This window comes from Tardiphaga sp. 709, from assembly GCF_032401055.1.
Taxonomy (GTDB): Bacteria; Pseudomonadota; Alphaproteobacteria; order Rhizobiales; family Xanthobacteraceae; genus Tardiphaga.
Genome location: NZ_CP135529.1, coordinates 5,446,580 through 5,460,221 on the forward strand (window position 1 = coordinate 5,446,580; position 13,642 = coordinate 5,460,221).

General features: G+C 62.2%; 13 protein-coding genes. 8 read left to right on the forward strand and 5 right to left on the reverse strand.

All coding sequences use genetic code 11. The features are described from left to right. Window positions 1–126 precede the first annotated feature (126 nt). From RSO67_RS26270 to RSO67_RS26300, 7 genes are all read left to right on the forward strand, one after another. Window positions 127–705 carry a cytochrome C gene (locus RSO67_RS26270; RefSeq protein WP_315841234.1) on the forward strand — a complete coding sequence of 193 codons (579 nt, stop codon included), beginning with the start codon at window positions 127–129 and terminating at the stop codon, window positions 703–705. Window positions 706–1,479: 774 nt separating this feature from the next. Continuing rightward, a complete protein-coding gene (locus RSO67_RS26275; protein ID WP_315841235.1) occupies window positions 1,480–2,883 on the forward strand; it encodes an amidase family protein in 1,404 nt (467 codons plus the stop codon). Window positions 2,884–2,898: 15 nt separating this feature from the next. Then, on the forward strand, window positions 2,899–3,375 hold the full coding sequence (locus RSO67_RS26280) for a glutathione peroxidase (protein ID WP_315841236.1): 477 nt from the start codon (window positions 2,899–2,901) through the stop codon (window positions 3,373–3,375). Continuing rightward, a complete protein-coding gene (locus tag RSO67_RS26285) occupies window positions 3,372–3,626 on the forward strand; it encodes a DUF3297 family protein (RefSeq protein ID WP_068732134.1) in 255 nt (84 codons plus the stop codon). Before RSO67_RS26280 ends, RSO67_RS26285 begins: the two co-directional genes overlap by 4 nt. Window positions 3,627–3,824: 198 nt before the next feature. Then, window positions 3,825–4,667, forward strand: coding sequence for an ABC transporter ATP-binding protein (locus tag RSO67_RS26290; RefSeq protein ID WP_315844365.1), 843 nt, complete (start codon window positions 3,825–3,827; stop codon window positions 4,665–4,667). Window positions 4,668–4,672: 5 nt separating this feature from the next. Next, on the forward strand, window positions 4,673–5,449 hold the full coding sequence (locus RSO67_RS26295; RefSeq protein ID WP_315844366.1) for an ABC transporter permease: 777 nt from the start codon (window positions 4,673–4,675) through the stop codon (window positions 5,447–5,449). A gap of 7 nt (window positions 5,450–5,456) precedes the next feature. Next, window positions 5,457–6,221, forward strand: a complete 765-nt coding sequence (locus tag RSO67_RS26300; protein ID WP_068732140.1) for an ABC transporter permease — start codon at window positions 5,457–5,459, stop codon at window positions 6,219–6,221. A 134-nt stretch (window positions 6,222–6,355) separates the two neighbouring features. On the opposite strand, the gene RSO67_RS26305 is transcribed toward RSO67_RS26300, so the two are convergent. From RSO67_RS26305 to RSO67_RS26325, 5 genes are read right to left on the reverse strand one after another with little or no spacing between them, the layout of a single operon-like run. Next, window positions 6,356–7,339, reverse strand: a complete 984-nt coding sequence (locus RSO67_RS26305; RefSeq protein WP_315841237.1) for a 3-hydroxybutyryl-CoA dehydrogenase — start codon at window positions 7,337–7,339, stop codon at window positions 6,356–6,358. Continuing rightward, window positions 7,336–8,430, reverse strand: coding sequence for an NAD/NADP-dependent octopine/nopaline dehydrogenase family protein (locus tag RSO67_RS26310; RefSeq protein WP_315841238.1), 1,095 nt, complete (start codon window positions 8,428–8,430; stop codon window positions 7,336–7,338). The genes RSO67_RS26305 and RSO67_RS26310 overlap by 4 nt, the downstream gene beginning before the upstream one ends. After that, on the reverse strand, window positions 8,427–9,965 hold the full coding sequence (locus tag RSO67_RS26315) for a long-chain-fatty-acid--CoA ligase (protein WP_315841239.1): 1,539 nt from the start codon (window positions 9,963–9,965) through the stop codon (window positions 8,427–8,429). Before RSO67_RS26315 ends, RSO67_RS26310 begins: the two co-directional genes overlap by 4 nt. Window positions 9,966–9,967: 2 nt before the next feature. Continuing rightward, a complete protein-coding gene (locus RSO67_RS26320) occupies window positions 9,968–11,251 on the reverse strand; it encodes an acyl-CoA dehydrogenase (RefSeq protein WP_315841240.1) in 1,284 nt (427 codons plus the stop codon). Then, window positions 11,248–12,075, reverse strand: coding sequence for an alpha/beta hydrolase (locus tag RSO67_RS26325; protein WP_315841241.1), 828 nt, complete (start codon window positions 12,073–12,075; stop codon window positions 11,248–11,250). Before RSO67_RS26325 ends, RSO67_RS26320 begins: the two co-directional genes overlap by 4 nt. Window positions 12,076–12,326: 251 nt before the next feature. Between RSO67_RS26325 and RSO67_RS26330 the strand changes: the two genes are divergently transcribed. After that, a complete protein-coding gene (locus RSO67_RS26330; protein WP_315841242.1) occupies window positions 12,327–13,502 on the forward strand; it encodes an acyl-CoA dehydrogenase family protein in 1,176 nt (391 codons plus the stop codon). Window positions 13,503–13,642 lie beyond the last annotated feature (140 nt).

Sequence of the window (13,642 nt, forward strand, 5' to 3'; positions counted from 1 at the left end):
TCTTCGCGCGTGAACTCGGAATCCAGAAGTGTTCATCCATGTCGAGATTCCGGGTTCGCGCCTACGCGACGGTGTCGCTTCAGCGCGCCCCGGAATGACGAGTGAGAGGCATAAAGAAAGAACCCGATGCGCCTGCTAGCTGTCTTTGCCATGTCTGCGCTTTGTTTATCCGCTATCGTCAAGCCGTCACTGAGTGCCGAACCCATCACCGAGCGCGCCGCGCCCTGCCTTGCCTGCCATGGCGAGAAGGGCGTTTCCGAAACCGACAACACGCCGTCGCTCGGTGCGCAGCAGCCGGCCTATTCGCTGATCCAGCTCTATATGTTTCGCGAGAAGCTTCGTGTCGCCGAGCCCATGAACGACATGGCCAAGGAGCTCACCGACGATGATCTGCGCCTGTTCTCGGACTATCTGGCGACGCTGCCGAAGCCTGTCGCGCGCGAAGCCGGGGATCCCGCGCGGATGCAGGCCGCCAAGGCGCTGACCTCGCAATTCCGCTGCGATAGCTGCCACAACGCGGATTTCTCCGGCCGCGACAACATCCCGCGCATTGCCAATCAGCGCGAGGACTACCTCGCCAAGACCATGCGCGAATACAAGGACAACTCCCGCCACGGCTACGATGCGACGATGGCCGATGTGATGCAGTCCATCTCCGAGGCGCAGATCGTGGAGCTGGCGTATTTCCTCGCAAGGGTGAAATAGGGGAGTTCACGCTACACTCTCCGTTGTCATCCCCGCGCAGGCGGGGATCCATAGCCACGGTCAGTGTGGTTAGAACGGCAGAGTTACGGCGATCTCGCTTCAACCGTTCTCGCAGCGTGTATGGGTCCCCGCCTGCGCGGGGACGACAGTTGAGAATGCCTCAAACATTTTTTCCTATTCACCGTTGACAGTATCCCCATAAGGTTTATATTCTCCTTCGTCCGGCCCCGATGAGAGGGGCGAGCGCGATCGTCACGTTCGCGGGGTGGGATGCGGTGGACGCTGGAGATGCGGCGTCACGCGGTTTGGGGTGACGTCTGTCTTCGGGCAGGACGGATCTGCGCCAGCACTGCCACTGGCAGGGAGACGGCCGACCTTCGGATGGAAAGAACCCTGGACAGTGTGACGGACGACCAAGTCAAAACGTGTCCGGCCTATTCGCTTGAGGCTCCCTTCCCATCGCCTTGGGACTTTAATTCGGTGATCGGATCGTTCGCTGAGGCAAAGTGCAAGCAACCGAAAAAACACCGCAGGCGGAACGCTGGGCAATCGCTCGGCGCCTCCGAAAGTCCTGATGCATTATCCATGCGGAAGACCGCATCGCATCAGGCCCAAGGGTGCAACGGGCACCCGGCGTTCCGCACGCCCTCTCACAAGGGGGCGGGAAGGAATGCGCACAACTCGGACGCTTCGGCGCCGCGAGAATGCGAGCGTTTGTCTGATTGGCAATCTCCGCCCGCCTGCGTTAACAAGCGACAAGCAATGGAGCATTCTATGAACGATCTCTGGCGTTTGTCGGCCACCGACCTCTCCGCACTCATTCGCACCCGCAAAGTGTCCGCCCGTGAGGCCACTGTTGCAGGGCTCGCGCGGCTCGATGCGGTGAACCCCGCCATCAATGCGGTGGTCGACCATCGGCCCAATGAAGCGCTGGCACGGGCGGATGCGGTCGATGCGGCCATCGCTGATGGAGAGGATGTCGGTCCGCTCGGCGGCGTGCCGATCACCGTCAAAGTGAATATCGACTACGCGACCTATCCCACCTCGAACGGCGTGAAGATCCAGAACGAGATCATCGCGACGACCAACAGCCCGGTGATCGACAATCTGCTGAAGGCCGGCGCCGTCATCATCGGCCGCACCAATTGCCCGGCATTTTCCTATCGCTGGTTCACCACCAATCAGCTCTATGGCGACACCAAGAATCCGCGCGATCCGTCGCTGACGCCGGGCGGCTCGTCCGGTGGCGCGGGCAGCGCGGTCGCCGCCGGTATCGGTCACATCGCGCACGGCACGGATATCGCGGGCTCGATCCGCTATCCCGCCTATGCCTGCGGCGTACACGGTCTGCGTCCGACGCTCGGTCGCATCGCCGCTTACAATCAGGCGCTGCCCGAGCGCATCATTTCCGGCCAGATCACCGCGGTGTCCGGCCCGCTGGCGCGCACCATCAATGATGTCCGTCTCGGGCTTGCGGCGATGTCGCAGCCCGATGCGCGCGATCCCTGGTGGGTGCCAGCGCCGCTTGAAGGCCCGACGCGCGAGAAGCGCGCCGCCATGTGTCTGCGGCCCGACGGGCTCGCCATATCAGCCGATGTCGAGGCCGCCGTGCGCGATGCCGGCAAGCGGCTGGAGCGGGCAGGGTGGATCGTCGAGGAAGTCGAGAACACGCCGGCCCTGCGCGAGGCTGCCGCCTTGCAGACGCAGCTCTGGTTCGGCGACGGCTATCAGGGCATGCTGGACGCGGCCGAACGCGAGGGCGATCCCGCAGCACTCGTCTGTCTGCGCGGACAGAAGGACAAGCTCAAGGACTTCGAGAATGGCGGCCTGTCACGGGCGCTGGTACGCCGCTCCACCTTCGTGCGCGACTGGGAGCTGTTCCTGCAGACCTACAGCGTGGTGCTGATGCCGATGTCCGGCGAACTGCCGTTCCCCGACAATCTCGATTTGCAGGGCCAGGAAGGCTTCGACCGCGTCTGGGCTGCACAGATGCCGCAGATTGGTATTCCCTTCATGGGCCTGCCGGCGCTGAGCGTTGCCACGGGTCTTGTCGGCCGTGCGCCGACCGGCGTGCAGGTGGTCGCCGGCCGCTATCGCGAGGATCTGTGTCTGCTCGCCGGCGAAGCCATCGAGGCCGGCGGCACGCCGCCGATGCCCTGCGATCCTGTTCTGGCCTGAGAAGGGATCAGTGCGATGACCGGCATCTCCGATTTCTCTGCAAATGCACTGTCCGGTGAGCCGGTCGCGCTGAAGCAGTTCGAAGGAAAGGTGCTGCTGATCGTCAATACCGCCAGCGCCTGCGGATTCACGCCGCAATATGCGGGGCTGGAGAAACTGCAGCAGGATTTTGCGCCGCGCGGATTTTCCGTGCTGGGCTTTCCCTGCAATCAGTTCGGCGCGCAGGAGCCCGGCGACGCCAAAGCGATCGAAAGCTTCTGCGAGGCCAATTACCACGTCACCTTCCCATTGTTTGAGAAGATCGACGTGAATGGCGCAAAGGCGCATCCATTGTATAATTACCTGAAATCTGAAAAGTCCGGATTGCTGGGTTCGGGAATCAAATGGAATTTTACCAAATTCCTGATCGACCGTTCCGGACGGGTCGTCGAGCGTTTTGCGCCGACCGCCAAACCTGAATCACTGCGAGAGAAAATCGAGGCGCTGCTATGACCGACAACACCAACGCATCAGCCGATCTGCCAGATCGCCTGTCCACCGATCCGCGAAGCCCATTCTACAATGCCGAAGTGCTGCAGCGCGATGTCGGCATTCGCTTCAAGGGCGCCGAGAAGACCAATGTCGAGGAATATTGCGTCAGCGAAGGCTGGGTGAAGGTGCCCGCCGGTGCGGCAAAGGACCGGTACGGCAATCCGCTGCTGATCAAGCTGTCGGGCCCTGTGGAGCCGTATTTCCGCGACTAAACGCGGAAAACGCGTCGAAAGCCCTGCTGCGGGAAGCTGCCCTGTTCGCGGCAGGCGCTGACTAGCAAAAAGGCGTTGCCCGCATAAATTTGAAGCTTAAAGTAATTGCAGTTTCCGGCTACGCTGCGTCCGTCAGCATGATGGACACAGTCGGGCCGTCGTGATTGCAATGCGTGCATGGCAAATGAAGGACCGGGAATGCAGGTGGTGTCGCTACGTTCGGACGCTCACGCCGAGTCGGAACCTTTATCCGGCCGCAAACCCGCTTCAGCCATGATCGAAATCGATCACGTCTCGCAGCGTTTCCAGACCTCCGGCAAGCAAAGCCATCTGGCGCTGTCGGATATCAACCTCACCATCGAAGACGGCGCCTTCGTCTCGATCCTCGGACCCTCAGGCTGCGGCAAGTCGACCTTGCTCTATATCGTCGGCGGCTTCGTGCAGCCCACCGATGGCGTTGCCAAGGTGAAGGGCAGGGCGATCACGGGACCGGGTCCGGATCGCGGTCCGGTGTTTCAGGAATTTGCGCTGTTTCCGTGGAAGAACGTGCTCGGCAATGTCATGTATGGCATGCGCCAGCAGGGCATGAAGAAGGCTGAAGCCGAAACGCGCGGCCGCAAGCTGCTCGAAATGGTCGGCCTCAAGGGTTACGAGAATTTCTATCCGAAAGAACTCTCCGGCGGCATGAAGCAGCGCGTCGCGATCGCGCGCACACTGGCCTACGATCCCGCCGTGCTGCTGATGGACGAGCCGTTCGGCGCGCTCGATGCGCATACCCGCACGCGGCTGCAGAACGACCTGCTCGACATCTGGGATACGCAGCGCAAGACCGTGCTGTTCGTGACGCATTCGGTCGAGGAAGCCGTCTATCTCTCCGACAAGGTGATCGTGATGTCGCGCTCGCCGGGCAGCATCAAGGAAATCGTCGATATCGATCTGCCGCGGCCGCGCAAGCGCGCCGATCTGCTGCTCGACGCACGTTTCCAGAAATACATTGTCGATATCGAGAAGATGATCGACGACGGCAAGGACCATCTGTGATGACCATGCGCGGGGTGCTCAAGACACTTTCGCCATTGTTCGCCTGCATCGGGTTGCTGTGTGTCTGGCAGATTGCCTCGCTGCGGCTGGATACCGAAAGCTTCCCAACGGCACTGGAATCGATCAAGGCCATTCCCTCGATCCTCGGCGACAAGGGATCGCTGCTGAACATTCTCGATTCCATCCGTCGCATGGCCATCGGCCTCGTGCTCGCGGTGATGTTTGCGATCCCGCTCGGTTTGCTGATGGGGCGCATCAAGGCTGTGGCGGCCTTCTTCAATCCGCTGATGATGATCATCTATCCGGTGCCAAAAGCGGCGCTGATGCCCATCATCATGCTGTGGATGGGCGTCGGCGACGTCTCCAAGATCCTCGTCATCTTCCTCGGCGTCAGCCTGCCGATCATCTATCACGCTTTCCAGGGCTCCAAGGCCGTCGAAGAAAAGATGCTGTGGTCCGGTGCGGCGATGGGCATGTCGGCGCCGATGCGCATGCTCCGCATCGTGTTGCCCGCGGCGCTGCCTGAAATTCTCACGGGCTGCCGCACGGGCCTCGTGCTGGCGCTGATCACCATGATCACCTCCGAGATGATCGCGCGCCAGTCCGGCGCCGGCAACATCCTGTTCAACTCACTCGACATGGCGCAATACGACACGGTGTTCGCGATGATCCTGATCATCGGCGCCATGGGCATCATCTTCGATGCGGCCTTCGAGAAGCTTCGCCTGTCGCTGGTGCGCTGGTCGCAGCCGCGTGACGACATGCCTCTCAGCTTCACGTGAGCGCAACATGAACCAGGAACGCATCAATTCGGTTCTGCTGGGCATCACGCCGATCGTGTTGTTCATTGCGCTGTGGCAATCGCTGATCTCGTTCGGCTTCGCGCCGACGAGCTTGTTGCCGCCGCCGGGCGCGGTGTTTGGAAAGCTCGCGAAGGACTTCTTCAACGGCGACTTCCTGCACGATATCGCCGCGACGCTGATCCGTCTCTTTGCCGGCTTCGGCATTGCCGTGGTCGTCGGCGTGTTCATCGGTCTTGCTGCAGCGGTGAGCCCGGCGGTCAATGCCGTGGTCAAGCCGCTGGTGCGCGTGCTGGCGCCGATCCCGAAGATCGCGCTGTATCCCGCACTGCTGCTGATCCTCGGTTTCGACCATGCCTCGAAGATCACGCTGGTCACCGCGGATGCGCTGTTCCCGATCCTGCTGTCGACCTATTACGGTGCGTCGATGGTCGAGCAGAAGCTGATCTGGTCGGCGATGGCTGCCGGTACGCCGCGCTGGCAGATCCTGTTCAAGGTCGTGCTGCCGGCCGCAATGCCGTCGATTCTCACCGGCTGCCGCATCGGCCTCGTGATCTCCTGCATCGTGGTATTCCTCGCCGAGATGATTACCTCGACCGACGGCCTCGGTCACATGCTGGTGCAGGCTGCGCGCACATTCCAGACCGTGGACATGTTCGTGCCGCTGATCATGATCTCGATGCTCGGTCTGATCCTGAACAGCCTGCTGCACTGGCTGCGCAGCTATCTGCTGAGGGGCTTCCCGGAAGTGTAGCTCACTGCGAATAGTTGAAACTCGTCATGCCCGGGCCTGTCCCGGGCATCCACGTCTTTGGCTGGAAACGAAGGAAGTCGTGGATGGCCGGGACAAGCCCGGCCATGACAGTGTTTAAGTTGCGCGTGAGTGCTTTAGAGCACCGGCGGCTTCTGCAACTGGAAGTGCTTCAGCAAATCGACGAACGCCGACAGCCGTCCCTCGCGATAGGCATCGACATCGAGCCCCTCATAATTGAGAAAGCCTTCGCCCGTCTTGAGGCCAATGCGCCCCTCGGCCATGTTGCGGCCGACGATCTCCGGCGACGCGTAGCGGTCGTTGTTGAGCGCGCCGGTCAGGTACTTGCTGGCGTAATACAGAATATCGCCGCCGCCCCAATCGACGAATTCCAAGAGGCCCAGCACCGCGAAGCGAAAGCCGAAGCCGTATTTGATCGCCTTGTCGAGATCTTCCGGCGAGGCAACGCCTTCCTCGACCATCCGCGCGGCTTCGTTCATCGCCAGCGCCTGGATGCGCGGCACGATATAGCCGGGCGAGGCGGAGCAGACGACCGGCACTTTGCCGATGCCTTCGAGCAGCTCTTTTACGCGCGCGGTGATCGCCGGATCGGTCCTGGCGCCTGGCGAGACTTCGACCAGCGGCACGAGATAGGCGGGGTTCAGCCAATGCGCGTTGAGAAAACGCTCGGGATGGTCGACGGCACTGGAAATGTCGTCGACAAGGATGGTCGAGGTGGTCGAGGCGATGATCGGCGTTGGGCCTGCGAGTTGTGAGGCCCGCGCCAGCGCCTCGCGCTTCTGGTCGAGCACCTCAGGTACGCCCTCGAAGATGATCGCCGAATTGCTCAGCGCAGCGCCCGCGCCGGTTTCCGGCACGACGCTGACGCGCGACACCAGCGTTTCGATATCGGTCTCTTTCAACAGACCGAAACGCGCCATGCTGGCAAAGGTCTTGCGGATCTCGCCAAGCGCCTCGGCTTCGAGCGCCTTGAACTTGTCGAGGTCGCGCGCCTTGAAGTCGACGATCGCGACATTGTGGCCCGCATAGGCAAAGGCGACGGCAATACCGCGGCCCATGCGACCGGCGCCGAGACAGGCGATGGCGGGACGGGGGCTCATGCAGCGAACCCTTCGCGCAGCAGCTTCAGCAGCGCGGCCTGATCGAGGTCGCCGAAGCCGAGGCTTTCAAGCGTGCGGCCGCCTTGCAGGAAGTTCTCGCCGCAGATCGCGCCGCCGATGGCGAGGAACGCCTTGACCAGCGGCGTCTCAATGCCGGCAAGCGTGGCGCAGGACAGGAAGAACGACAGGCCGGTGCGCAGATCCTCGCGCATGTAGCGATGTTCGGTGAGCACGATGTGTTCGCGCCAGTCGCCCGAGTCGGTCAGGCGATCATGCGAGCCGCGGCCATACATCCACTCTTCGCCTTCCTTGGCGTAGTGATCCGCCAGCGGAAAATGCGCCCCGTCGTAACCAAAGGCCTCGCGGATCGCGATGCGCTCGGCATCGAGCTGGTCGGTAACGCGGCGGATCGCCGGCTGGGTGCCTTCCTTGTGAATGTCCCAGGTCGGAAAATGCTCAAGAGGGCCGGCATTCATCACGATGAGCGGCGGATGGATGATCGGCCCGGCATTCATCAGTGCGCCCGACAGTGCGTCACCACACGGCTCGATGACGCCAGGGAAGGCCTTGTCGATGACCTTGCAGGCATAGTCCAACATATGCAGCGGGAATACGCCGGTCGGCAGCCGCTTGGCGCGGATGGTGATGGCGACCTCGAAAGGACCATGCTTGCGCGCGAGCCAGGGCAGTGTGCCGGTTTCCGCAAAGGCGACCTTGGCCTTGTTGCCGGCATCATGCGCAGCCTTGGCGAAGATCATCGAGCCGAAGGTCGCGGGCGGCAGATAGACGACCTGGCCGTCCTTGAGGTGCGGGGCGATCCGCTTGGCGATATCGGGCTGTGCGAAGGCAGGCGCAGGGCACAGGATCAGTTCGACGTCCTTGATCGCTTCCGCAATGTCCGTCGTTACCAGCGTCAACTGCGTATCGTGCGTGCCCTGCGCATTCTTGACCTTGATACGCGAGCCGGCCTTCTTGTGTTCGGCAACAGCCTCGGCATCGCGCCGCCACAGGCGGACGTCATGGCCCTGCAGTGCGAAATCACCCGCGGCTGCGAACGAGCCGTTACCGCCACCCAATACTGCGATCTTCAATTGGTCTCTCCGTCGCTCGGCGTTGCCGCCTGAACCTGCTTCAGTTTGAAATGCTGCACCTTGCCGAGCGCAGTGCGCGGCAAATCTGTGACGAATACGATGTCGCGCGGCTGCTTGTAGCGCGCGAGCTGCGTCAGAACATGGGCTTTCAGCGCCTCGGCCGTTACGCTGCAATTCGGCCGCAACAGGACATAGGCGACCGGCACTTCCTGCCATTTCGGATCGGGCACGCCGACGACGCCGCAATCGGCGACATCGGGATGTTCGAGCAGCACGCGCTCGACTTCGGCGGGATAGACGTTCTCGCCGCCTGAAATGATCATGTTCTTCTTGCGGTCGTGGACCCAGAAGTATCCGTCATCATCGCGTGTGCCGATATCGCCGGTGCGATACCAGCCGTCATGCAGCGCCTCGCGCGTCGCGGCCTCGTTGCCCCAATATTCGTAGAACACGTTGGGGCCGCGCACCGCGATCTCGCCGGTGGCATTCGCGGGAAGTTCATGGCCGCCGTCGTTGATGATCATGGCCTCGCAGCACAGGCCAGGCAAACCCGTCGATCCTGTACGCGACAGGTCGCCGCCCAGCCGCGTATAGACCGAGATCGGACAGGTCTCGGTCGAGCCATAGACCTGCAGCACGGGAATGCCGCGCGCCGTCAGACGCTCGATCAGATGCGGTGGCACGATGCTGGAGCCGGTGGAGACGGCCTTGAGGCAGGACACGTCGGTCGCAGCCCAGCCGGGATGCTCGCTCATCGCTTGAATGATTGCGGGTACCCAGACGGTGAGCGTTGGACGCTCCTGGGCAAGCGCGGCCAATGTTGAGTCTGGCGTGAAGCGCGCATGGATCGTGACGGTCGCGCCATGATGCAGCGCAGGCGTTGTCTGGATGTTGAGGCCACCGACATGGAAGAATGGCAGCACGGTCAGCACGTGATCGTCTGACGTGATGCTGTGCATGTGCTGGCTCATCACGCCATTCCACAGCAGCGCTTCCTGGCGCAGCACGGCACCTTTCGGACGGCCGGTGGTGCCCGACGTGTAGACGATCAGCAGGGGGCAGGAGAGGTTGGTATGCGGATTGCGACCGTCACCGGATGCGCATGACAGCAGATCGTCGAATGTCTGGCCGGGTGCGGGTGGCGCGAAATCGAGCGCGATCACGCGGGTATCCGGCAAGTCCTTCGCAAGCGATGGCAGGATCGCCGCAAAGCCTTCTTCCAGCACCAGCACCTTCACGGAGGCGTCAGAGAGGATGAACAATTGTTCGGCGACCGCGAGGCGCCAGTTCAGCGGCACCATGATCGCGCCGAGGCGGGCGCAGGCATAGAGCAGAACCAGATAATCGGGCCGGTTCATGCTCAGGATCGCGACGCGATCGCCGCGACCGACGCCGCATTCTGCCTTCAACGCTTTCGCGGTTGCCTCGATCCGGGCGTTGAATGCGGCATAGCTGAGTGTCTTGCCCTCGAAATGAATCGCGGGCTTGTCCGGTGTGAATGCGGCATTGCGGGCGATGAGGCTGGCGAGATCCACGATTACTCGTCTTTCTCACCGGCCTCATAGAGTGCTTCTCGGCCGATACGATCCAGGCACAGTTCGGCGGTCCAGGGCAGCATCAGCGCGCCACAGCGGCTGTCGCGATAGATGCGCTCCAGCGGCAGCGTCTTCAGCATGGCCTGACCGCCGCAGGTGCGGATCGCCAGCGCCGCGAGTTCGTTGGCGCCTTCCATCACGGTGTACTGGGCGGCGTAGGCGCGCAGCACCTGCTCCTTTGACGGATTGGCGCAGGCTTCGGTCACGGCCTGGAACCAGGTCGACTTGAGCTGCTCGAGCTTGATCTGCATCTGTGCCACGGCGATCTGCTTGGTCGGGTACATCCGGCGCTTGACCGGCGGCATGCCCGGGATTTCGCCGCGGAGATACTTCACAGTGAAATCGTACGATGCCTGCGCGAGACCAACATACGTCGGTGACAGCGTCAGGAACATGTGCGGCCAGCGCATCGCGGCCTGGAAGTAGACGCCGCGCGGCATCAGCGCTGCATCTTCCGGCACGAACACGTCCTTGAAGATCAGCGTGCGCGAAACGGTGCCGCGCATGCCCAGCGGATCCCAGTCGCCGACGACGGAGACGCCTTCGGACTTGGCGGAAATCGCCAGATACAGCGTATTGCGGCGCGAAGCCTTCTCACCCTCAGCGACCTCGGTGCACAGCACGCCGTAGTAATCTGCGAAGCCCGACAGCGACGCGAAGATCTTCTTGCCGTTGACGATCCAGCCACCTTTGACGGGCCTGGCTTCGGTACCGAATGCAACGCCGCCTGCGGCCGCTGCGCCACCTTCCGAGAACGGCTGCGAATAGATCGCGCCGTCTTCGACGATGCGCTTGTAGTGAACGGCGCGGCGGCGGTGCTGTTCGGCGCGCATCTGGTCATCCATGTCGAGGTCGTCGGCCAGCGGGCCGGACCACAGCGTCGAGCAGACATGCATGTTCCAGGTCAGCGCGGTGGCGCCGCAATAGCGGCCGATTTCGGCAGCAGCAAGCGAATAGGTCTGATAGCCGGCGCCCGACCCGCCATTCGCTTTCGGGATCGAGATGCCCAGCAGGCCGGCCTTGTGCAGGTCCTTGTAGTTTTCCAGCGGGAAGGTGGCCTCGGTATCCCACTTCGCCGCGCGACCGGCGAAATTAGCCTGCGCCAGCTCGCGCGCCTTGGCGATCAGCCCGGCCTGTTCGTCGTCGAGACGATAGGCCTTCGGATCGAACATCGGCTTGTCGAGAACGATGCTGTCGAGATCGGGCTTGCTGGCAGGCTTGTTCATGAGGATGACCCCGAAAGGTTGTGGCTGGTTTTGAGGAAGTCGGCGAGTACTTCATTGAATTCGCGCGGGCGTTCGAAGCTGGCGAGATGCCCGACGCCTTCAAGTTCGACATAGGTCGCGCCCGGCACGAGTGTGGCCATCTTGGCCATGGTTTTCGCGGGCGCGTTGTTGTCTTTCGATCCGGATAGGACTAAAGTCGGTATTTTGATATCCGCGATGTTCTTGCGGAGATCGAAGCCGATCATCGCCTTCATCGAGGCGCGATAGGTGTCGGGTTTGACCGAGGCCATGCAGTCCTGCGCCAGCGCAATGCCGGCGGGATCGGGATCGTCACCAATCAGGCCGGCGACCAGCTTTGGTGCCATCGACACCATGGTCTCGCCGCGGTCGAGCGGGCCAAGCCGCGCGTCGATGAAGTTCTTCTGCCATTCGCCGTCGGAGCTGCCGAAGGCGGAAGTGGTTTGCGCCAGCACGATGGCGCCGGGGATGTGTGGATAGTCCACCATCAGTCGCTGCACGATCATGCCGCCGATGGAATGACCGACCAGCACGGGCTTCACGGCACCGATCTGCGCGAGAAAGTCCTTCAGCGCCTCGGCGAAGGCTGGGATGCTGGGGGTCTCAAGTTGCTTCGAACCGCCATAGCCCGGCATGTCCCAGCCGATGGCATGGTAGCGGTCGCCGAACGCCTCGAGCTGGTTGCGCCAGCCGCGGCCGGCGCCGCCGATCCCGTGCAGAAACACCAGCGGTGTCGCCGTGGGGGAGCCTTTGGCTTCAAAACCGAAGCGGCCGTCCTTCGTCGTCAGGGCTGCAGAATTTGGCACGCATAGGCCTCCTGTGCTGTCGGACAAGGTGATCCTAGCATGTCCGAGATATATGAAAAGCGATAGTTTTAGACTTAAAGGGTTGTGGATTGCCTCATCCGGAGGCACGGCCGGTTTCTCCGGTCACGCCTCCAATCGAGGGATAATGCATCGCAGGCTTGGCAATGGTGTGGTGCCCGGCAATCGCCCTTGTCCGAAATTTCTTTAGGTTTAAAACAATGTCGATTGCCGACGCATCCAGGGAGGAAGCCATGTCCGATCAGTCATTTTTGTCCTGGCCGTTTTTCGAAGACCATCATCGCGAGCTGGCCACGGGCCTGTCGCGCTGGGCCAAGACGACATTGCCCGGTCTGGTCGATCATCATGACGTCGATGGCTCCTGCAAGCGTCTGGTGAAGGCGCTGGGTGACGGCGGATGGTTGCGCGCGGCAGTGCCGGCGAGCCATGGCGGAATGTTTCCAACCTTCGACGTGCGCTCGCTGTGTCTGATCCGCGAAACGCTGGCCTATGAGACTGGTCTCGCAGACTTTGCCTTTGCGATGCAGGGACTGGGCACCGGCCCGATCAGCCTGTTCGGCTCGGAGGCCTTGAAGTCGCGCTATCTGCCGCGCGTTGGCAGTGGCGAGGCTATTGCGGCTTTCGCATTGTCAGAGCCCGATGCAGGGTCGGATGTCGCTGCGATGACGACGACGGCGGTGCCTGATGGTCCGGATCATGTCCGCATCAACGGCCTCAAGACCTGGATCTCCAATGGCGGCATTGCCGACCAGTATGTGGTGTTCCTGCGTACTGGCGAATCCGGCGCGCGCGGCATCAGCGCCTTTGTGGTCGATGCGGACACGCCGGGCTTCACGATCGCGGAACGTATCAACGTGATCGCGCCACATCCGCTGGCGACGCTGAAATTCGAGGATTGCCGCGTGCCTCTGGCGAACCGCATCGGCAAGGACGGTGAAGGCTTCAAGGTCGCGATGGCGACACTCGACGTGTTCCGTTCGACAGTCGGTGCAGCCGCGCTCGGCCTCGCACGACGCGCGCTCGACGAGGCGCTGCATCGCTCGGTCACGCGAAAGATGTTCGGCCATACGCTCAGCGATCTTCAGCTGACGCAAGCGGGACTCGCGGAGATGGCCACGTCCATCGATGCATCGGCCCTGCTGGTCTATCGCTCGGCCTGGACTAAGGATCAGGGCGCCGCGCGCATCACACGCGAAGCCGCCATGGCCAAGATGTTTGCGACCGAAGCGGCACAGACAGTGATCGACCGTGCTGTGCAGATTTTCGGCGGTCTCGGCGTGCAGTCGGGTGTCAAGGTCGAGGAGCTCTATCGAGAGATCCGTGCGCTACGCATCTATGAAGGCGCAACCGAGGTCCAGAAGGTCATCATCGGTCGCGAGCTGATCAAGAGCGCCCAGACGGGGGCGTAGTGGTTAGTCGCCAATCTATCCATGTGTCGTCCCCGCGAAGGCGGGGACCCATACACGCTGGAGATCTGGTCGGAACGCGGTCGAGGTAACTCTGCCGTTTGGAACACGCTGACCGTGGTTATGGGTCCCCGCCTTCGCGG

Coding starts and splice junctions, on each gene's coding strand:
- RSO67_RS26285 (WP_068732134.1), top strand. CDS start 3,372: ATGACCGACAACACCAACGCATCAGCCGATCTGCCAGATCGCCTGTCC.
- RSO67_RS26295 (WP_315844366.1), top strand. CDS start 4,673: ATGCGCGGGGTGCTCAAGACACTTTCGCCATTGTTCGCCTGCATCGGG.
- RSO67_RS26305 (WP_315841237.1), bottom strand. CDS start 7,339: ATGAGCCCCCGTCCCGCCATCGCCTGTCTCGGCGCCGGTCGCATGGGC.
- RSO67_RS26320 (WP_315841240.1), bottom strand. CDS start 11,251: ATGAACAAGCCTGCCAGCAAGCCCGATCTCGACAGCATCGTTCTCGAC.
- RSO67_RS26290 (WP_315844365.1), top strand. CDS start 3,825: ATGCAGGTGGTGTCGCTACGTTCGGACGCTCACGCCGAGTCGGAACCT.
- RSO67_RS26300 (WP_068732140.1), top strand. CDS start 5,457: ATGAACCAGGAACGCATCAATTCGGTTCTGCTGGGCATCACGCCGATC.
- RSO67_RS26330 (WP_315841242.1), top strand. CDS start 12,327: ATGTCCGATCAGTCATTTTTGTCCTGGCCGTTTTTCGAAGACCATCAT.
- RSO67_RS26280 (WP_315841236.1), top strand. CDS start 2,899: ATGACCGGCATCTCCGATTTCTCTGCAAATGCACTGTCCGGTGAGCCG.
- RSO67_RS26275 (WP_315841235.1), top strand. CDS start 1,480: ATGAACGATCTCTGGCGTTTGTCGGCCACCGACCTCTCCGCACTCATT.
- RSO67_RS26270 (WP_315841234.1), top strand. CDS start 127: ATGCGCCTGCTAGCTGTCTTTGCCATGTCTGCGCTTTGTTTATCCGCT.